Origin of the sequence: Streptomyces sp. NPDC005820 (assembly GCF_040630255.1) — a bacterium.
Taxonomy (GTDB): domain Bacteria; phylum Actinomycetota; class Actinomycetes; order Streptomycetales; family Streptomycetaceae; genus Streptomyces.
Window position 1 is genome coordinate 1 of sequence record NZ_JBEXXE010000050.1, and the last position, 19,352, is coordinate 19,352.

The 19,352-nt window shown below is 70.0% G+C and carries 18 protein-coding genes and 7 pseudogenes; 9 read left to right on the forward strand and 16 right to left on the reverse strand.

The genetic code is table 11. The features are described 5' to 3' along the window. The 10 genes and pseudogenes from ABZ464_RS42210 to ABZ464_RS42255 form a co-directional block, all read right to left on the reverse strand. A partial coding sequence (locus ABZ464_RS42210; RefSeq protein ID WP_359287217.1) for a sigma factor occupies positions 1-689 on the reverse strand: 689 nt, incomplete at its 3' end. 111 nt (positions 690-800) lie between these two features. Beyond that, positions 801-1,958 carry a low temperature requirement protein A gene (locus tag ABZ464_RS42215; RefSeq protein WP_359287218.1) on the reverse strand — a complete coding sequence of 386 codons (1,158 nt, stop codon included), beginning with the start codon at positions 1,956-1,958 and terminating at the stop codon, positions 801-803. Positions 1,959-2,064: 106 nt separating this feature from the next. After that, positions 2,065-2,295, reverse strand: coding sequence for a hypothetical protein (locus tag ABZ464_RS42220; protein ID WP_359287219.1), 231 nt, complete (start codon positions 2,293-2,295; stop codon positions 2,065-2,067). A gap of 1 nt (position 2,296) precedes the next feature. Next, positions 2,297-2,893 carry a YceI family protein gene (locus tag ABZ464_RS42225; protein ID WP_359287220.1) on the reverse strand — a complete coding sequence of 199 codons (597 nt, stop codon included), beginning with the start codon at positions 2,891-2,893 and terminating at the stop codon, positions 2,297-2,299. 82 nt (positions 2,894-2,975) lie between these two features. Next, positions 2,976-3,635: an SDR family oxidoreductase gene (locus ABZ464_RS42230; protein ID WP_359287221.1), complete on the reverse strand. Its 660-nt coding sequence runs from the start codon at positions 3,633-3,635 to the stop codon at positions 2,976-2,978. Positions 3,636-3,891: 256 nt separating this feature from the next. Beyond that, positions 3,892-3,987: pseudogene (locus ABZ464_RS42235) on the reverse strand (PIG-L family deacetylase); the annotation flags it as partial. Between the two features lie 168 nt (positions 3,988-4,155). Continuing rightward, positions 4,156-4,776, reverse strand: a pseudogene (locus ABZ464_RS42240) (sigma-70 family RNA polymerase sigma factor); the annotation flags it as partial. A 189-nt stretch (positions 4,777-4,965) separates the two neighbouring features. Further along, positions 4,966-5,226 carry a patatin-like phospholipase family protein gene (locus ABZ464_RS42245; protein WP_359287272.1) on the reverse strand — a complete coding sequence of 87 codons (261 nt, stop codon included), beginning with the start codon at positions 5,224-5,226 and terminating at the stop codon, positions 4,966-4,968. Between the two features lie 62 nt (positions 5,227-5,288). After that, positions 5,289-5,849 (reverse strand): DUF5134 domain-containing protein, encoded by a 561-nt coding sequence (locus ABZ464_RS42250; RefSeq protein WP_359287222.1) that lies wholly within the window; start codon positions 5,847-5,849, stop codon positions 5,289-5,291. Positions 5,850-5,862: 13 nt separating this feature from the next. Then, on the reverse strand, positions 5,863-6,234 hold the full coding sequence (locus tag ABZ464_RS42255) for a cupin domain-containing protein (protein WP_359287273.1): 372 nt from the start codon (positions 6,232-6,234) through the stop codon (positions 5,863-5,865). A 233-nt stretch (positions 6,235-6,467) separates the two neighbouring features. Here ABZ464_RS42255 and ABZ464_RS42260 point away from each other — a divergent pair. From ABZ464_RS42260 to ABZ464_RS42290, 7 genes and pseudogenes are all read left to right on the forward strand, one after another. Next, positions 6,468-6,560 (forward strand): annotated as a pseudogene (locus ABZ464_RS42260) (NAD-dependent epimerase/dehydratase family protein); the annotation flags it as partial. 204 nt (positions 6,561-6,764) lie between these two features. Then, positions 6,765-6,926: a hypothetical protein gene (locus ABZ464_RS42265; protein WP_359287277.1), complete on the forward strand. Its 162-nt coding sequence runs from the start codon at positions 6,765-6,767 to the stop codon at positions 6,924-6,926. Positions 6,927-6,980: 54 nt separating this feature from the next. Then, a complete protein-coding gene (gene aceE, locus ABZ464_RS42270; protein WP_359287223.1) occupies positions 6,981-9,635 on the forward strand; it encodes a pyruvate dehydrogenase (acetyl-transferring), homodimeric type in 2,655 nt (884 codons plus the stop codon). A 243-nt stretch (positions 9,636-9,878) separates the two neighbouring features. Then, positions 9,879-10,106 carry a hypothetical protein gene (locus ABZ464_RS42275; RefSeq protein ID WP_359287224.1) on the forward strand — a complete coding sequence of 76 codons (228 nt, stop codon included), beginning with the start codon at positions 9,879-9,881 and terminating at the stop codon, positions 10,104-10,106. A 106-nt stretch (positions 10,107-10,212) separates the two neighbouring features. Continuing rightward, positions 10,213-10,413, forward strand: a pseudogene (locus ABZ464_RS42280) (FAD-binding protein); the annotation flags it as partial. A gap of 333 nt (positions 10,414-10,746) precedes the next feature. Next, a complete protein-coding gene (locus ABZ464_RS42285) occupies positions 10,747-11,493 on the forward strand; it encodes an SDR family oxidoreductase (protein ID WP_359287225.1) in 747 nt (248 codons plus the stop codon). Positions 11,494-11,565: 72 nt separating this feature from the next. Continuing rightward, entirely contained in the window at positions 11,566-11,730 is a 165-nt protein-coding gene (locus ABZ464_RS42290) for a hypothetical protein (RefSeq protein WP_359287278.1), read from the forward strand. Positions 11,731-12,012: 282 nt separating this feature from the next. On the opposite strand, the pseudogene ABZ464_RS42295 reads toward ABZ464_RS42290, so the two are convergent. Further along, positions 12,013-12,276 (reverse strand): annotated as a pseudogene (locus ABZ464_RS42295) (sigma factor); the annotation flags it as partial. A gap of 314 nt (positions 12,277-12,590) precedes the next feature. Here ABZ464_RS42295 and ABZ464_RS42300 point away from each other — a divergent pair. Next, complete coding sequence (locus ABZ464_RS42300; protein WP_359287226.1) at positions 12,591-15,368, forward strand: AAA family ATPase; 2,778 nt, start codon at positions 12,591-12,593, stop codon at positions 15,366-15,368. A 220-nt stretch (positions 15,369-15,588) separates the two neighbouring features. On the opposite strand, the pseudogene ABZ464_RS42305 reads toward ABZ464_RS42300, so the two are convergent. The 5 genes and pseudogenes from ABZ464_RS42305 to ABZ464_RS42325 form a co-directional block, all read right to left on the reverse strand. Beyond that, a pseudogene (locus tag ABZ464_RS42305) lies at positions 15,589-15,832 on the reverse strand (hypothetical protein); the annotation flags it as partial. 71 nt (positions 15,833-15,903) lie between these two features. After that, entirely contained in the window at positions 15,904-16,305 is a 402-nt protein-coding gene (locus ABZ464_RS42310) for a DUF1003 domain-containing protein (protein ID WP_359287227.1), read from the reverse strand. 34 nt (positions 16,306-16,339) lie between these two features. Beyond that, positions 16,340-16,789 (reverse strand): SsgA family sporulation/cell division regulator, encoded by a 450-nt coding sequence (locus ABZ464_RS42315; protein ID WP_359287228.1) that lies wholly within the window; start codon positions 16,787-16,789, stop codon positions 16,340-16,342. A gap of 262 nt (positions 16,790-17,051) precedes the next feature. Continuing rightward, positions 17,052-17,570, reverse strand: a complete 519-nt coding sequence (locus ABZ464_RS42320) for an ATP-binding protein (RefSeq protein ID WP_359287229.1) — start codon at positions 17,568-17,570, stop codon at positions 17,052-17,054. A 52-nt stretch (positions 17,571-17,622) separates the two neighbouring features. Next, positions 17,623-17,997, reverse strand: coding sequence for a cupin domain-containing protein (locus ABZ464_RS42325; RefSeq protein ID WP_359287274.1), 375 nt, complete (start codon positions 17,995-17,997; stop codon positions 17,623-17,625). A gap of 312 nt (positions 17,998-18,309) precedes the next feature. Here ABZ464_RS42325 and ABZ464_RS42330 point away from each other — a divergent pair. Beyond that, positions 18,310-19,293, forward strand: a pseudogene (locus ABZ464_RS42330) (ROK family glucokinase). Positions 19,294-19,352 lie beyond the last annotated feature (59 nt).

Below are 19,352 nucleotides of genomic sequence, written 5' to 3' on the forward strand. Positions count from 1 at the left end.
CGCCGGGCCAGGAGTGCCAGGAGGCTGCGGGCGACCTGGGTGGCCCCGTGCACCGGCTTGACCAGCGCCCTGACCTTCCCGCCCCCGTCGAAGAAGGCGGTGGCGTCGGGTGCCAGCAGGGATGCCAGCCGCTCGGCGTCCTCGGCCACGCAGGCCCGCAGTACCGCGCGGGCCACCGCATCGTGCCGACGCGGACTGGTGGGCCGTGAGCGGCGGGTCCGCAGACTCCGGCGGGCGCGGTCGGCCAACTCGGCGCACTCCCGCTCCGGCTGTCCCACGATGTCGGCGACCGCACCCGGCGCCATCCCGAAGACGTCGCCGAGGACGAACGCCGCCCGCTCGGCGGGGGACAACGCATCCAGGGCCGTCAGCAGCACAGCGCTGATCTCCTGCTCCGACTGCTCCGACTGCCCGTACTGCCCGTACTGCCCCGCGGTGCGGGGCTCCCCTCGGTCGGGGACGGCGAGCCGGTCCAGGCAGATACCGCCCGTGGTCCTCGCCAGCCAGGCCCGCGGGTCGGTGATCTGCGCCCGTGCCGCCTCCGGCAGTCGGTACCAGCGCCGGTAGGTCTCGTCGATCACGCTCTCGGCGGCCACGCCGCTGCCGACCATCCAGTACGCGACGTCCAGCAGATGCCGCCGCTCCTCCACCAGGTCCGCGATCGGCACCGCGCCATCGGCATGATCCATACCGCATCCTCCCTCTCCTACGGCACCCCGCACTGCGCCTGGGGGGCCGTCCACCGTCCGCTGTACAGCCCTGACCGGACGGGCGCGGATGGTGTGACATCGCTCCCGGTCTCACCGAGTCGGGATCAGCGTCGCGCCGATCAGGAGCGACACCACGAGCGCCGTACCGGGCACGGGAAACCCCGTCGGCGTGGTGGCGAGGACTGCTGCGGCGGCGACCGGATGGAGCACGTCGAGCACGCGGGGAAGGCGCGCGGTCCGTCGGTGCAGCAGCCACACGCAGGTGAGGAAGAGGGCGACGGGCACCGTGTAGGCCGCCGCTGCCTGGTGATCCGTCAGGGTGCCGTGGCCGGTGGCATGGGAGACGTTGAGGACGAGACCGGCGCCCACGGCCGCCACGGACGCGAACACCACGTAGTGGCCGTAGCCCCACAGCATCGCCGTGGTCAGCCCGGCCAGCCGTTTGGGCACGTCCTGCGCGAAGTACAGCCACCACAGCGCGAACACGGTGACCAGTCCGCCGGAGGCGACCGCGAGGACGGTTCCGAGTGCCGCGCCGGCCTGTAGAGCGGTGCGGACGGCCAGGGTCGCCGCCATGATCGACTCCCCGAGCACGATCAGCGTGAAGAGCCCGTACCGCTCGGCTATGTGGTGCGGATGCCACGCCGTGCCGGGCGCCCGCTCGGCCCACACGGGCACGGCCAGCTCCCCCAGGGCGAGGACGACGAACGTGGCCCCGCCCCCGTCATGAGGCAGCGTCAGACGGGCCAGCCAGCCGGCCTCCAGGACCAGAATGCCCAGGGCGTAGCGCAGGGCGGAGCGGCGGTGCTCCCGGTCCGTGTGCGCGGCACGGAGCCACTGGGCGACCATGGCCAGCCTCATGACGACATAGCCCCAGGTGACGACGGTGAAATCCTGGTGCTCCAGCGCCTTCGCGATACCGGCGGCCATCATGAGCGCTCCGGCGATCTGGACCAGGGTGAACAGCCGGTACGGAACGTCGTCGGTGTCGTAGGCGGACGCGAACCAGGTGAAGTTCATCCAGGCCCACCAGATCGCGAAGAACACGAGCGCGTAGCCCAGCAGGCCATGGCCGAAACGGCCCTCGGCCAGTTCGTGCTCGAACGCCGAGGCGGCTTGCGCGACGGCTGCGACGAAACAGAGATCGAAGAACAGTTCCAGGGCCGTGGCGGTGCGGTGTTCCTCACCGGAGGGGCGGACGCGCATCGGGCGGTACCAGGCACTGGCTGCGTACGGTGACTGACTCATGGGGGTGCGATCCCTCCGGATGCGGCGACGCCGACGGGGTGGGCACGGGGCAGGTCATGACGGCGGGCCGGTACGGCGAGTGCCGTACCGGCCCGGATCCGCGTCGCTAGGCCGGGTTTCCCGGCGGAGGGTCGCCGCCGACGGTGCCGTCGGCCGGGGCAGCGCGACGAGAGGTTCGGTCCAGCGCGTCGGAGACGGACCGGATGCGCCCGTCGAGCTGCGCGAGCTCCTTGCGCAGCGTGGCGGCCCGGGTGGTGAGCGCGGTGGCCTGGGCGGTCAGAGCCCGTACCGTGTCGGCCACGGCGACCAGGGATTCAGGAGCGAACGCCGAGGTCATGTCAGGCGGCTTCCTGATCGGCCCGTACCGCGGAGATGTCGAGGATCAACGTCACCTTGTCGCCGACGAGGACACCGCCGGTCTCCAGCGTCGTGTTCCAGGTGAGCCCCCAGTCGGAACGGTTCAGCGTGGCCCTGCCCTCGAAACCGACCCGGTCGTTGCCGAGGGCGTCCTTGCCGGCTCCGCCCAGCTCGATGTCGAGGCCGACGGGCAGTTCGAGGTCCTTGATCTTGAGCAGGCCCGTCATGCGGAACGTGTCGTCACCGACGGGGAGGATCCCGGTGGAACGGAAGGTCATCAGGGGAAAGGTCGAGGAGTCGAAGAAGTCGGCGCTCCTGAGGTGGGCGTCCCGGTCGGCCATGCCGGTGTCCAGGCTCGCCGTCTGGACGCTCACATACGCCTCGGACCGGGCCGGCTGGGACCCGTCGAGCCGGAGGAGGCCCTCGAAGGAGTCGAACCTGCCGCGCACATGGGAGATCATCGCGTGCCGGACGGAGAAACCGATCATGCTGTGGACCGGGTCGATGGTGTAGACACCGGTGAGCTTCTCGTACGGGCTGTTTCCGGGAACTGTGGTCGGGTGCGGGCTCTGGAGCACGGCGGGACGCTTCCTACGAGTCGGGGACGAGAAGGACGGCCGAGGCGGGGGTGGCCCTTACGGGAGGGCCACCCCCGCGGACTCAGCCCTGCTGCTGCGCGAGCCAGTCGCTGAACCGGGTGCCGCCGATCCGGGCGTCGGGACCCGGAACGAGGGTGTCCTCCTTCAGATCGGCGCCGAAGTAGGGGGCGTGCGGGTCCGTCACCACCGTGCGGGGGTCGTTCTTGGCCGCGAGGCCCTTGCGGATGAGCTCGTCCAGCCGGAACGTGTCGGGACCGGCCACCTCGACCACGCCGTTGACGGGGGTGCCGACCGCCGTGCGGCCCACGGCCGCGGCCACGTCGTCGGAGCAGATGGGCTGGATCTTCACGGGGGCCGGACGGACCGTGTCACCCTCCGTCGCCGCGGCGGCGATGCTCTTCACGAACTCGAAGAACCGGGTGGCGTGGACGATGGAGTACGGGATCCCCGAGTCCTTGATCAGCTCCTCCTGCGCCTGCTTGGCACGGAAGTAGCCGCTCTCCTGGAGCCGCTCGGTGCCGACCACGGAGAGCGCGACATGGTGGGTCACACCGGCCTCCGCCTCCGCCTTGAGGATGTTCGTGGTGGAGGTCCGGAAGAACTCCATGACGTCGTCGTCCGCGAACGAGGGGGAGTTCGAGACGTCGATCACGACCGAGGCACGCTTCGTCACCAACTTCGAACCGATGAGCCCGGTACCACCGATCACTACGACCTTCATGATGGAAATTCCTCTCTCGGCAACGCTCTGCTTCGCCGACCCGCTGCTTCGCCGAGTCATTCGAGCCGGTCGATTTCGCCCGTACCAGGAAGACCGGACGGCCACCGGATCTGTGACAAGGGCGGGGAGACCACGGGAGAAGGCTCCGCCATCGATTCGGCATCCACGCGCGCATGGTGTGTCGGCGAGCGTGCGGTACCCGCAAGGGCGTCAGTGGCCGGAGAGCCAGTCGGTGAGGGTTCGGCGGCCCAGGTGAGCGGTCGTCCGGGGTGATCACCGGCTCGGGCCGGTGACGGCGGACGGCGGCGGCGATGGCGCGGCGCAGGGCGAGGCCGTACTCGATGACACCGTCGCATCCATGTTGTTCCATGCCCGTGATCCACGTCACTCCGGAAGCGGTGGATCAGACGGGTGAGCGGCGGACCGGCGGTCTTCCTCTCCTGGCGGGTGAGTCCACCACTCGGTGGTATCTCGGCCGAGTTCAGCGATGGTTGAGCACGGCGGTCCGCCGGACCGGCGGGGCGGCCGGGGTGAGGAGCGCCTCCAAGGAAGCGACGTCTCCCGTCCGCGCGGCCGAGACGAAGGCGTTCCGCAGCCGTCGGTGCTCCGCCACGTCCACGCTCTCCCGATGCTCGGCCAGGAGATGTCTACGGGCCCGGCTCACGATCTTCCGGACGTTCACCACGCTGAGTCGGAGCGTGTCGGCGATGTCGGGGTAGGCGTAGTCGAATGCCTCCCGCAGGACGTACGCGGCCCGCTCGGTGGGCGTCAGCTTCTGCAGCACGAGGAGCAGCGCCAGGTCCAGGGCCTCGGCCTGCTGGGCGCCCGCTTCGGGATCACCGCCGGTGTCGACGGGTTCGGGCAGCCAGGGGCCGATGTAGGTCTCGCGGCGGACCCGGGCGGACTGGGCCACGTTGATCGCCAGCCGGGTGGTGGCACTCGACAGGAAGGCCGCCGGGCTGATCACCGCCGAACGGTCGGTCCTCTGCCAGCGCAGCCACACCTCCTGGACCACATCCTCGGCCTCGGCCGTGCTTCCCAACAAGCGGTAGGCGATGCCGAAGAGGCGTGGCCGGAGTTCCACGAAGACAGAGACGGCCTCGTCCAGGGTGCCTTCCGTGGGGGACGACTCGGGATGCATGAGCCTGCTGTCTCCGTTCGTGCCGGGATGGATGGGGTGGAGCGGCGCGACCAGGCGGCTGGGACGTGACCGATGAAATCCACGGTGTTCCCGTCGCGTCTGCTTCATTGACCGTGGCCACCGCTGTTCTGTGACACGTTTGGTCGTGTCAGGGGGCGGCGCGCGAGAAGGCATCAACACCGTGTGCCACTATGCTGGCCCCACGGCACGGCCGACCTGGCCGACCCTGATGAAGGGCGGACCTGGCTCATCGACCGGCTGGAGCGGACCGGTGAGCCGGTGGACCTGGTCGGGCACGACTGCCCCGTGGGGTTGTACGGCCGCGATGGCCCCGTTGAGGGCACCCGCCGAGGTTCCGACGGTCATGTCCGGGACGAATCCGTGGCGCTCCAGGGCGTACCCGACACCGATGTGCGCCGCCTCGAGCACGCCACCGGGGCCGACCACCATGGACACGGGACGGGGAAGGGCGTGCAGACCCGCAGCCGTTGGGGTTTCACTGGACTGCTGCGTCAGTGGTGCGTGAGCAGCATGATGGCCGCGCCCATGGCCGTCGTTCCCTGCCAGAAGCGGTCGTAGAGCCTGCCGAGGTCGCGGGAGCCGCCCACACTGCCCGGGGCCCCGCGCAGTGTGGGCATGTCCCGGGTCAGCGACCGGAGAGCGTAGGCCAGCAGACAGAGCGTCAGTACGGCGGTGACGACGTCGGCGGTCCGCGCGTCCGTCACGCCGCCGTGCCGTACGGGCATCCACGCCATGGCTGCCATGCCGACCGCGTGTGGCGCCCTGTGCAGGAGGCCGTCCCGTCGGGGACCACGGGGGCCGAGGATCGCGGTCGACGGGAACCACAGTGCCGCGGCGGCGAAGAAGAACGTCGTCCGCCCCGGTGACGGCCCTTCGCCCATCCCGTACCACGGCATCATCGCCATGGCCGAAGCCATGACGGTGTGCAGCAGACTGTCGCCTCGGCCGCGCCATCCGGAGCCTTGTGTCAGCACGGCCTGCCGGAGCGCGTGGACGGCCGCGGCCGCGAACAGCGCTGTCAGCGTGCCGTGCACGACATCAGTGGCGCTCATGTCCAGGGGAGGGTCAGTCGGTGGGCCGTGGGGCGCGGAGATGGGCCCGCTCGGCCAGTTCCTTCTCCTCGACCAGTTCCACCATGGGCTTGCCCGGCGCGCACAGCATCGTCACGACGAACCGGGTGCGCGCGTCGGGCAGCGCGTTGCCGTCCTGGTAGTGGATCGCGTCGCCGCCCGGCTCCCAGAACGTCCCGCCCGCCCCGATGACGCGCTCGGGCTCACCCTCGAGCTCGAAACGGACGGCGCCCTCGAGGACATAGCCGAACGCCGGTCCCGGGTGGCGGTGAGGCGGGGTTCCCGGGTCTCCGGGCTCCCACTCGACACAGATGGTCATCGCCGACGCGCCCTCGGGGACGGTGAGGGGAGCGGTGTCCTGGAGCATCTTCGCCGCCGTCTTCCATCCTTCCGACGCGGTCCGCACTCCGGTGCCCTGCGCTGAGTCCTTGTCCGACATGCGTCGGCCTCCCTCGGATCTGCCCGGCCATGGCCGTCATGGCCCTCTTCAGTGCTGACCGGGCTGCGGGCAGATCTGTGACACTCGTGACCACGACAGTGTCACAACATTGGTACGAGCCCTGTCCTAGGTGGTGTGAGATCGACAGGAAGGGGCCCGGAATGCGAGCCGTTGTAGCAGGAGCCACCGGTCTGATCGGTTCCAGGACGGTCGCCCGGCTTCGGGATCACGGTGTGGAGGTTGTCCGCGTGTCCCGCCACGAGGCGTCGACGTCACGACCGGGAAGAGTCTCGACGAGGCCGTGCGCGGCGCCGACGTGGTGGTGGACGTCACCGACACGTCCTCCCGGGGGAGTTGGAGAACCTGGAGATCCATCGTGGGGCCGAACCTCCGCGGGCGGGCTGCTTCCGGGCGAAGGGGCTGCAGGAGGAGCAGGCGCGGCGCTCGCCCATGTCGCCGTGGGAGTACCGCTGTTCGGTGTTCCGGAGGTGGCCGGTCCCGAGGAGTACCGTCTCGACGACCTCACCGCGAAACTGCCGGCGGCGCGCGGTTGCCTGCGGGACGTGATCCCGAACACCCACCTGGGGCACGGGGCCTTCTCCGAATGGCTGGCGCGGTGATGACGTCCTCGACCCCCCACCGCCCCTCCGCCCACGCCCCGACGGGAACCAGCCATGAGTGAGCTCGACCAACTACCCGATCAGGACAGCGAGGAGACCGCCGAGTGGCAGGCGTCGCTCGACGCTGTCGTGCGGCACGCGGGGCCGGAACGGGCCGTGTACCTGCTGCGCCGTGTGCACGAGTTCGCGGCCAGGTCCGGTGTGTCCCTGCCCGGGCTCCTGGCCTCCGACTACATCAACACGATCCCGGTGTCGGCGCAGCCGGCCTTTCCCGGTGACCTCGCCATGGAGTCCAGGATCACCGCCCTGAACCGGTGGAACGCGGCGGCGATGGTGACCCGCGGCTCCCGTTTCGGGCTCGGCGGACACATATCGACGTACGCCTCCGCGGCCTGGCTGTACGAGATCGGGTTCCACCACTTCTTCCATGGCAAGGGCGGGACCGGCTCGGGCGATCAGCTGTACTTCCAGGGCCACGCCTCGCCGGGTATCTACGCCCGGGTGTTTCTGGAGGGGCGTCTGAGCGAGGCGCAGTTGGACGCCTTCCGGCGGGAGGCCGACGGCCACGGGCTGCCGTCCTACCCGCACCCCCGACGGCTGCCGTGGCTGTGGGAGTTCCCGACCGTGTCCATGGGCCTCGGCCCGCTGGCCGCCGTCTACCAGGCCCGGTTCAACCGGTATCTGCACGCCCGCGGCATCAAGGACACCTCGGGGTCGCGCGTGTGGGCCTTCCTCGGGGACGGCGAGACGGACGAGCCGGAATCGACGGCGGCGCTGGCGCTCGCCGCCCGTGAGCGCCTCGACAACCTCACCTTCGTCGTCAACTGCAACCTCCAGCGACTGGACGGTCCCGTACGGCCGAACTCCAAGATCGTGCAGGAGCTGGAGGCCAGGTTCCGCGGCGCGGGCTGGAACGTGGTCAAGTCCCTCTGGGGCGAGGCTTGGGACCCCCTCCTGAGCCGGGACACCACCGGCGCCCTGGTCCACCGGCTCGGTGAAGTGCCCGACGCCCAACTGCAGACGTACGCAGCCCGGGACGCCACCTACATCCGCGAACACTTCTTCACGGGCGACGCGCTCTCCGCCCTCGCCGCAGGGCTGAACGACAGCGAACTGACCGAGCTGTTCGAGAACTCCCGGGGCGGGCACGAACCACTCAAGGTCTACGCCGCCTACCGGGCCGCCGTCGAGCACCGGGGCGCACCGACGGTCGTCCTCGCCCAGACGGTGAAGGGGCACACGCTCGGCTCGGCCTTCGAGTCGCGCAACGCCAACCACCAGATGAAGAAGCTGACCATGGCGCAGTTCCGCGAGATGCGTGACCTGCTCGAACTCCCCATTCCTGACAGCGCGTTGAGCGGTGATCTGGTGCCGTACTGGCACCCGGGTGAGAACTCGGACGAGGTGCGCTACCTGCGTGAGCGGCGGGCGGCGCTGGGTGGTCCCGTCCCCGTGCGCCGGGTGGCGGCGAAGCCGCTGAAGCAGCCGTCGGCCCGCCCCTTCGAAGCCCTGGAGAAGGGCTTCGGCAACCAGGAGGTGGCCACCACCATGGCCCTGGTCCGCCTGGTGAAGGACCTCATGCGCGACCAGGAGACCGGACCGCGCTGGGTGCCGATCATCCCGGACGAGGCCCGCACCTTCGGCATGGAGTCGCTCTTCCCGACGGCCGGGATCTACTCCGCGGACGGCCAGACCTACGAACCGGTGGACGCGGACCAGCTGCTCTACTACCGAGAGGCCAGGAACGGCCAGTTGATCGACGAAGGCATCACCGAGGCCGGTTCCATGGCCGAGTTCACGGCCGCGGCGACCTCGTACGCCACTCATGGCGAGCCAATGATCCCGTTCTACATCTTCTACGCCATGTTCGGTTTCCAGCGCACGGGCGATCAGTTCTGGGCGCTCGCCGACCAGATGGGCCGCGGGTTCGTCATCGGTGCCACGGCCGGCCGTACGACCATGACGGGGGAGGGGCTCCAACACGCCGACGGGCACTCCCACTTGCTGGCCTCCACGAATCCCGCCGCCGTGTCCTACGACCCGGCGTTCGCGTACGAGATCGCGGTGATCGTGCGGGAGGGGCTGCGCCGTATGTACGGAGACCGGCCTGAGGACGTCTTCTACTACCTGACCGTCTACAACGAACCCAAGGAACAGCCGGCGATGCCCGCCGGGCCCGGCGTCGAGGAAGGCATCCTGCGGGGCATCTACCGGTACCGGCAGGCTGCCGAGCCCACCGGAACGGAGCCACGGATCCAGCTCCTGGCGTCCGGCACGGCCATCCACTGGGCCTTGAGCGCCCAGCAGTTGCTGCTGTCCCAGTGGGGCGTCCACGCCGACGTCTGGTCGGTGACCTCCTGGACGGAACTGCGCCGCGACGCGCTGGACGCCGACCGGGCGTTGCTGCGGGGTGAGGAACGCGTCCCCTATGTGACGGCGGCACTCGCGAACGCGGCCGGACCGGTGCTGGCGGTCAGCGACTGGATGCGGCAGGTACCCGACCAGATCAGTCAGTGGGTCGGTCACGACTACTCCTCCCTGGGCACGGACGGATTCGGCCTGTCGGACACCCGGGACGCCGTACGGCGCTACTTCCGCGTGGACGCCGAGTCGATCGTCATCGCCGCTCTGGACCGGCTGGCGCGCGTCGGCGTGGTGAGCTCGGAGGCGGTCGGGCAGGCACGCGAATGGTACGGATGGAGCGGGTGAGCGTCGGGAAGACGCCGTCGGCCGGTGCTCCCGGGCGGGACCGTCAGGACACCTATGAGATCAGTGCGGAGTTCTACGACGTTCTGCAGGCGGAGCGGGACGAGAGCCGGGTGCGCTCGCGCCATCGCGACGACGTGCGCAGGGCCTGGGTCGGTGTGCCGGACGCCGGCGCGGGCACCGGGCGGGTCACGCTGATGAGCCTCCTGGAGTCGCGGGTCCCCATGCACCCGCGGTGGGGAATTCATGACGCGGGTGACCGTCCACCGGCAGGCGCTCGACCAAGTGGGCTGCACGGGGTCGCGGACGGACGAGGCAGTGTGTCACAACGTCCTGCACATCTACCTGGTCGTCAGCCGGCCGGGCGTCGCCCCTGGGGTCGCCACCCCGCTGCTGGGTCGGGCCGACGCACTGTGCCCCTACGCGGGGACGGCCTGGCACGGCACGCCGACCACCGTCACGCTTGCCCCCTGACGCCACGGCCGGGGTGTCACAGATGCCGGCACTGCACGGTCGTACTGGATGGAGAGCCCAGTGATCGGAGTGGACCGTGGCTGCCACCGAACAACGTCTTGCCACCATGGTGCTGGTGATCGGCACCGGAGGTGCCGGCCTCCGTGCGGCGATCGAACTGGCCGAGGCCGGGATCGACGTCCTCGCCGTCGGCAAGCGCCCCAAGGAGGACGCCCGTACGGCACTGGCGGCCGGCGGCATCAACGCGGCACTGGCCGCCATGGACCCCCAGGACAGCCGGCAGCAGCACGCCGCCGACACCCTCAAGTGATCGAGAAGAGGATGCAGGACGTCGGGCGTCCACCCGGACATCGCCGACTACCAGGACATCGCGCACGCCTTCGACCTCAAGTCCGCCGCACTGGCGGCTCGGGCCGCCCTCGAATCGGCACTGGAACGCCGCGAAACGCGTGGTCCCCGACGACGGGCGTCACCCGCGAGACCATTCCGGGCGTCCCTGACGAGATTTCCCTCCTGATGGAGGAAGTCACGACCACGGGCAAGCTCGTCGAATAGAAGTCGAAGAGAAGGTGTCACAGAAAGAGTCCATGCCCGGTCTCTCTTGATACAGGCATCAGGGAAACCCGAAAGGAATGCCGTCATGAAGGTCGTAGTGATCGGTGGAACCGGGCTCATCGGCTCGAAGGTGGTCGCCGGGCTCGGCGCCCACGGGCACGAGGCGGTCGCCGCGTCGCCCAATACCGGCGTCAACACGCTGACGGGCGAGGGACTTGCCGAGGTTCTGCAGGGTGCGTCTGTGGTGGTCGACGTGTCGAACTCACCCTCGTTCGAGGACGAGGCCGTCATGGAGTTCTTCCGCACCTCGACGACCAATCTTCTGAAGGCGGAGACTGAGGCGGGCGTGGCGCACCACGTGGCGCTGTCCGTGGTCGGCACCGACCGCCTGCAGGGGAGCGGGTACTTCCGCGCCAAGCAGGTCCAGGAAGACCTGATCAAGGCGTCCGGCAACCCCTACTCCATCGTCCACGCCACCCAGTTCTTCGAGTTCGCGAAAGGGCTCGCCGACGGGGTCACCGAGGGTGACACCGTGCACCTGCCCGACGCCAAGATCCAGCCCATCGTCTCCGACGACGTGGCCGTCGCCGTCGCCCGCACGGCGGTCGGCGATCCTGTGAACGGCGTGGTGGAGGTCGGCGGCCCCGACGTGTTCCAGCTGGAGGAGTTCATCCGCATGGGGCTGACCGCCCTGAACGACCCGCGCAAGATCGTCACGGACCCGCAGGCGACGTACTGGGGTGCCCCCCTGAAGGACGACACGCTCCTGCCCGGCCCGGACGCCCACCGGGCCGAGACCAGGTTCGCCGACTGGCTCGCACAGCAGAGGTAACTTCCGAGGTGGCCCTCACCGAAAGGAGAGGGCCATCCACGCATGCAACGTCATGGAGACACGATGTCCGCATTGAGCGAGGACCGCGTCGACCTCGCTGCCACATTCGTATCGCTGACCGCCGAAGCCGCTGAGCTTCGTACCCGGGTCACGGAACTGCGCCGGGAACTCGCGGACCTCGGCGAGCGTATGAACGTCATCACCATCGCGCTGAACCGGCATGCGGCCTGCCGCTGATCTCCTCGGCCGGCCGACGCCGCCGCACTGTCGAAGGCGGGCGCCCGGGCCGCTCCGACGAGCTGCCGGTCCTGAACCGGACCGAGCCTTGACTCTGATCGGCCTGCCCCGCCCACACCCGCCGCAGCAGTCACCGCCGGTCACCCGTATCGGGTCGACAGCACCCTTTCCAGGTGTCCTAGGTCGCCGGGTACGGGCAGCCGAACCCCTCCCGCAGGACGTACGCGGCGCGTTGCCCAGGAGCCAGGGGGCACAGGACTCCCGGCGCTTCCAGGCGGACTGGACGACGTTGATGGCCGGCCGGACCGTGGTCGGCCTGAGCAGGGCCGACGGGTAGGAGACAGTCGCGCGGTCGGCCCCCTGCCACCGCAGCCACGTCTCCTGGATGACGTCCTCGGCCTCGTGCGCGTTTCCGACGATCTGCCCGGCAAGGCTGAGCAGCCCCGGCCTGGCCTGCACGAACACCCGGGTCGCGGCGTCCGGCGCGATGACGGATGTGACCGCCGCGCCGCGGCTCCGCACGGTTTTGGTCAGATGGGTTTCCATGTCCGGCTCCTCCGCTTCCGCGGGGCAGCAGCTCGAAGGGCGGCCGGCACCGATGTCGCGCCCGACGGCAGCCCCGCGCGCCCTCGGAAGGCCGTGGGGGACTGCGTGGTCGTGCCGTGGCAGGTCCGCGGCCGACCCGTCCGAACCGTCGTCCCGGGTGCCTCTCGATCCACCACGTGTGCTCGAAGCCGGAAGATCTCCGCCGTCGCAGCCGTTTACGATGGTCCCGGCTCGGCTCGGCCGCCCCACGGCCGCAGTGATCCGGCAACACACCGGCCCGCGCCGCCGGGAGGATCTTGACGTGGGAGGCTGCCATGACGAGCCGCGGTTCCGGAGTCGGTCTCGTCGACAGGCAGAGCGAGCGCCTGGCCCTCGACGACCTGCTGGCGGGCGCCAGGGACGGGCGCAGTGGTGTCCTGGTCCTGCGAGGTGAGGCGGGCATCGGGAAGACCGAGCTGCTGAAGTACCTGCTGGGGAGCGCCACCGGATGCCGTACCGTCAGCGCTGTCGGCGTCCAGTCCGAGATGGAGCTCTCCTACGCCGGCCTGCATCAGCTCTGCGCGCCGTTGCTGTCGGGACTCGACAACCTCCCGGAGCCCCAGCGTGACGCACTGCGCACGGCGTTCGGGCTGCACGGCGGGGCCGCGCCCGACCGGTTCCTGGTGGGTCTCGCCACGCTGAGCCTCCTCTCCGACGCCGGCGGCAGAGAGCCGCTGATCTGCGTCATCGACGACGCGCAGTGGCTGGACCGGGTCTCGGCACAGACGCTGGAGTTCGTCGCCCGCAGGCTGCTCGCGGAGTCGGTCGTGCTCGCCGTCGGCGTGCGCGAGCCGACCACCGACAAGATGTTCACCGGACTCCCCGAACTCACCGTGACCGGGCTGATCGAGGACGACTCCCGAAAGCTTCTCGCCTCGGTCGTCACCGGCCCGCTCGACCTCAGGGTGCGTGACCGCATCATCGCGGAGACCCGCGGCAACCCCCTCGCCCTGCTTGAACTGCCGCACATGCTCACCGCGTTGGATCCGGTCGGCCACCTGGGGCGCCTCAGCGCGGGGCCGGTGGCCAACCGGCTGGAGCAGGACTTCCTCCGCCGCGTCCAGGCGCTGCCGGCCCAGACGCAGCGCTTGCTGTGCCTCGCCGCTGCCGAGCCGGTCGGCGACGCGACGCTGCTCAGGCGGGCGGCCGAGCGGCTGGGCATCGCCGTGGACGCGGCCGTGGCGGACGCCGAGGCGTCGGGATTGATCACCCTCGGCGCCTGGGCGCGCTTCCGCCACCCGCTGGTGCGTTCGGCGGCCTATCGCGCGGCGGGCCCGGACGATCTGCGCGAGGTGCACAGAGCCCTGGCCGACATGACCGACGTCGGCCTCGACCCGGACCGTCGGGCGTGGCATCTGGCGCGGGCGACGGTGGGACCCGACGAGGCGGTGGCCGCCGAACTGGAGCGTTCGGCGGAGCGGGCGCAGGCACGTGGCGGAGTCGCCGCGGCGGCGGCCTTCCTCGACCGGTCCGCCCAGCTGACACCCGACCTCACGCGCCGCGGAGCCAGGGCGCTCGCCGCGGCACACGCCAAATACCAGGCCGGCGCATTCGACGCCGCGCGGGAACTGGCGGGCGCGGCCGAGCTGAGCCCCCTCGACGACCTCGGAGCCGCGCGGTCGACACTACTGCGCGGGCGGATCATGAGCGCCTCCAACAGCGCGGGCGCGGGCCTGCCGCTGCTGCTCGAAGCGGCCAGACGCCTGGAGCCCCTCGACGCCGGGCTCGCCCGTGAGACATACCGCGACGCGATCTACGCGGCCCTCACCGCCGGCCGTCTGCCGCACGGCGAGGGAATCCTCGACGTCGCCCAGGCCATTCTCGCGACGCCCACGCCCGCCGAGCCGACCCGCGACGATCTGCTTCTGGACGGTCAGGCATTGCTGACCACTGAGGGTTACGCCGCGGGTACGCCGATGCTGCTCCAGGCGCTGGCCGCGTTCCGAGCCGACGGGATCTCGCCGAAGGAAGGGCTCGGCTGGCTCCCGCTCGCGTGCCGCCTGGCCCACAGCACATGGGACTTCGAGAGCTGGTCCGTGCTCTCGGCACGGCTGGTCGACCTCGCACGCGAGACGGGAGCCCTGTCGGTGCTGCCGTCGGCACTGCTGCTCCGTCTGTCGAACCGGGTCTTCGCCGGTGATCTGGCCGGCGCAGGCTCTCTGGTCGCGGAGGCGACGGCGATCGGAGAGGCGACCGGCAGCAGCTTCTTCGCGCACTACAGCGCGCTGGTCGTCGAGCCCTGGAAGGGCAGGGAGGCTACGACCCGGCAGGCGATCGACGCGGTCACCCAGGACCTCCTGCTGCGTGGGGAAGGCAAGGTGGAGACGGCCACGCAGTGGGCTGCTGCGGTGCTCTACAACGGCCTCGGCAGGTACGCGGAGGCATATGCGGCCGCCTTGCGGGGCTGCGGGAATCCGCAGGAACTCGGTCTCTCCCTCCAGTCCACGGTCGAGCTGATCGAGGCTTCCGTACGACTGGGCAGGCCCGGGGACGCGGCCGCGGCGGTGGACAGGATCAGCGACATGGCACACGCCGCCGGTACCGAGTGGGCCCTCGGCACCGCGGCCGGCGTCCGTGCCCTGGTGAGCGAAGGACCGGTCGCCGATGCCCTGTACCGTGAGGCGATCGAGCGGCTCGGTGCCGCGGGTGTGCGCATGGACCTCGCCCGGAACCACCTGTTGTACGGGGAATGGCTGCGCCGCGAGAACCGCCGGGCCGACGCCCGTGCTCAACTGGGCATGGCGCACGACATGCTCAGCCACATCGGAGCCGGGGCATTCGCCGAACGTGCGCGCCGCGAACTCCAGGCGACGGGTGCGAGGGTCCGCAGACCTTCCGCCGCCACGCAGGCGTCCCTCACCCCACAGGAAGAACAGATCGCCCGCCTGGTCCGGGACGGACTCACGAATCCCGAGATCGGTGCCCAGTTGTTCATCAGCCCCCACACAGTGGAATGGCATCTGCGGAAGGTGTTCTCGAAACTCGGCATCACCTCCCGCAAGGAGATCCGCACCATACGCCTCGCAGGCGAGGCGGCTTCGGCCTGGGCGTGATCGCGGGACCGATCGGTTTGTACTGCTCGTGCTGGGGCAGAACGTGGAGTCGCTCCTGGCTCAGCGGTTCATGCGTCTCGACGAAGAGGCCGATGCGGACCCACCGGTCGGCGGACGCCCAGACGTCCGTCGGCCCAGTCGATCACTCGCATCGCTCAGCATCCGCTTCCCGTCGTTCCGCCCCAGATGCCGTCCACTCGTCCCACCCCGTCACACGATCTTCACCGAAGCCCTCGACGCCGGAGAACCCGCCTCCCACGAATGTGACGGTGAGCAGCTTTCGCCGCTCGGGGCCAGGCAGCAGCGAGGCGGCCCGGTCGAACACGGTCACCAGCCGGTCACGTATCGCCACGGCCTCCTCCACGAGCTTGAGACCGATGGCTGATAGGTCATGTACGGGCGCGGGTCGACGAGGCGGTGTAGAAGCCCGAGTAGCCGCCGCCGACGATCAGAATCTCTCGCATGACTGTCTCTGCTTGTTGTCCGTCACCATGTAGACCGAGCAGGCCGAGCCGATGTGACATGACAGGGAGGCTCAGGTCGTGGGGTTGGGTACCTGCTCGGCGCTCTCACCGTTTTCCGCCTCACCGGCGGCCACAGCGTTCACCGCTTTGTGGATCTCGACGGTGAGCGTGTGGACGAGTTCCGTGAGCTGCGTGTTGTGACGCAGTTCGAGCTCCTGCGCCTCGTAGTCGTGATCTGCCTTCTTGCGGGTGAACTCGGCCTGCCGGTTCTGGCCGATCATCACGAACGTGGACAGGAAGATGGCTTCGAGCGAGACGATCAGCGTGAGCGTCGGCCACGGACTCTTCTCCGCCCAGATCATCCACACCGCGAACACGACTACGTGGAGGTAGACGAACCACATCGATCCGGCGAACCGGGTGATCCAGTCGGCGATCCGCAGCTGGACGTCCTCGGCGCGCTCCTTCTGCACCTCGAGATAGACAGGGTGCCGACTCGGGCGGCCCCTATCGAAGCGACTCACCGGGACCGCCCAGGAGTTGGTGGACGGCTCCGTCCATGTCCAGATGGCACTCCTCGCTGCCGCTGGGCACCACCGCAAGCGTTCGTCGCAGAAAGGTCTCGAGGGCTCGTGCCGGGGCGGTCACGACCACCGCCTTCTGCTTCGGACACGGGCACAGCGCTATGTGCACCCTGTCCGCCCTCGGGGCCCGACAGGGCCAGACCTGGACGTCGCCGACGCCGGTGAGCTTCTCCAGCCCCTCCAGCAGGAGTTCGCGGCCGACCATCCAGCGCACGGTCGTGTCGGTGCACATGTGGAACGTCAGGGAGATCGCGTAGGGATCGGCTCTGTCGTAGGACAGGTCCAGCATCACAGGCCGGTCGACTCCTTCGGCGACGACCAGGCGGACCAGCATCCGGTACATCACCGGAGTGGCGCTCTCGGGTTCTCGCATCACATCACCGCTCGATAAATCGGTGGGATCAGGGGGGAGGATCGAAGGACACACGGTGTGCTGCGTCCTGGTGCCCGTTCGTGTGATTCAGTGACATCACGATTCTGCGAGGTCGCCGTGGGTGCGCACCATCAGTCAAATGACCCGCACGTCGCCGCACAGTCACGTGACTGATGTTTGTCCTCGCGGGCCGGTGCACGGTGAGCCCAGGCCTTCCCACCGTGCCGGGGGAAGGACGGCGCCAACGTACGGAGCACTCATGTCACTCGGCTCGCGCCTCGGACGGTTGCCCCGGACTCCCGCAGCGGACGCCGCTCGCCCTCCTGAGTTGGTGGGGCGTGCACGGCAACTCCGGGAGATCACAGCGCTGCTCGGGCAGAGCCCGGCCGCGGGCCGTGCCCTGTTGCTTGTAGAGGACCAGCCGGTCCACCGGGGCACCGTCACCCGCGCCCAGCGCCACGGTCAGGGCCTCGTGGTGCGCCGGGTCGAGCCCGTCGCACCCGTGCAGCAACGGCTCCAGTACGTGGTGCAGTCCGGCGAAGCTCTGGTCCGCCAGGAACTCGACCCCGTCGGAGCGCAGGACCAGCGCGCCGGCCGCCGTGGCCGCCGTCGCCGCGCCGTCCAGAAGCACCGACTTGCCGACACCCGGCTCCCCGGACAGCACCAGCACCCCACCGTGCCCGAGCACCTGGTCGACGTACGACCGAAGCAGCTCCAGCTCCCGGTCGCGTCCCACCAGCCCCTCGGTCGTGCCGCGCGGCGCCGACCCATGACCGGCCACAGTGGCCCCTTTCCTGAACTGACGTGGCGGACTCTCGCCCCCGGGTCGTGGTTCAGTCGGCGGCAGGCCGCGGGGCGCGCAGGTGGGCCCGCTTCTCCAGTTCCTCCTCCTCGACCAGCGTGAGCATCGGCCGGCCGGGCGCGCACAGCATGATGACGACGTACTTGGCCGGCGTGTCCGGCAGGGCGTTGCCGTTCTGGTAGTGGATCACGTCACCGCCCGGCTCCCAGAACGTCTCACCGGCCTTGATCACCCGCTCGGGCTCGCCCTCGAGTTCCCACCGTACGGCGCCTTCGGTGACGTAGCCGAAACACGGCCCCGAGTGCCGGTGCGGCGGTGTTCCGGGGTGTCCCGGAGGCCACTCGACCACCACTGTCATCGCCGAAGCACCCTCCGGTACGAAGGGCGGCTTGATGTCCGCCAGCATTCTGGGCCCGGTCCCGTCCTGGCCGCCGTGCTCATGGATCCCGCTCATGGATTCGTTGTCCAACACCGTGTCATTCCTCCGGTCGATGCGACTTGGTTCGCCTAGAAGACAGCGCGCGAACCGCATCTGTGACACACCGAGCGGCATTGACCGGACACAGTCGAATGACTCATGCAACCCGCCACCGGATCGCGGAAGCTGAGCCAGAGGTCGCCGGCCGCCTCCGTACACGGAATCACAACGTTAGGAACCACACCATGTCTCACGGTCCTCTCAGTCCGCAGCGCGGTTCGACGGTGTGGGCGGTGCCGCATGAGCGAAAAGAACGGCGGCCTGACCGTCGGCGTCGATCTGGGCGGCACGATGATCGCCGCAGGGGCGGTCGACCCCGGCGGGCAGGTCGTCTCCCGGGTGCGCGTCTCCACCCCGCACGACCCGGAACGGATCGCCGGAGCGATCGCCGAGGCGGTGCGGCAGATGAACCGGGACGACGTCCGGGCGGTCGGCGTCGGAGCCGCCGGATACGTGGACGCGGACCTCTCGACGGTGCGCTTCGCGCCCAACCCGGGCTGGCACGACAAGGAGATCCGGGACATCGTCCAGGAGGCCACCGGGCTTCCGGTGGTCGTCGAGAACGACGCGAACGCCGCCGCATGGGGCGAGTTCATCCACGGGGCCGGTGCCGGACACGACGACATGCTGATGGTCATGGCGGGCACAGGTCTGGGCGGCGGCATCATCAGCAGGGGCCGGCTCTTCCGCGGCCGTTTCGGTATGGCCGGCGAGATCGGCCACTACCGGGCAGTCCCCGACGGCCTTCCCTGTCCCTGCGGCCAGTTCGGTTGCATGGAGCAGTACGCGAGCGGAGCGGCACACACCCGCCGGGCACGTGCGATGGCCGCCGCCGATCCGGCACGTGCCGAGGTGGTGCTCGCGCTCGGCGACGGCACCCTCGACGGCCTCGACGGGCGCCATGTGACGGAGGCCGCTCTCACCGGCGACCCCTTCTCCCTCGAGGTGTTCGCACAGTCGGGCCGCCGGCTGGGCTAGGCACTCGCCGACCTCGCCTCGATCCTCGACCCGTCCGTCCTCGTCATCGGTGGCGGCCTCGGCGACACCGGCGAGCTGATCCGGCGTCCGGCCGAGCTCTCCTACCGTCGCGCTCTCGGCGGCGGCGAGCACCGCGTCCACGCCGAGGTCCGTACCGCCACCGTCGGATCGGACGCCGGCCCCATCGGCGCGGCGAACCTCGCCCGTCTCCACGAACTGCTCTCAGCCCCGGCGGCCCGCGTCTGAGCGGCGGCCCGCCCGCAGACCGGTGCCCGGTCACCAGCGCAGTCGTCCATCCGATCCAC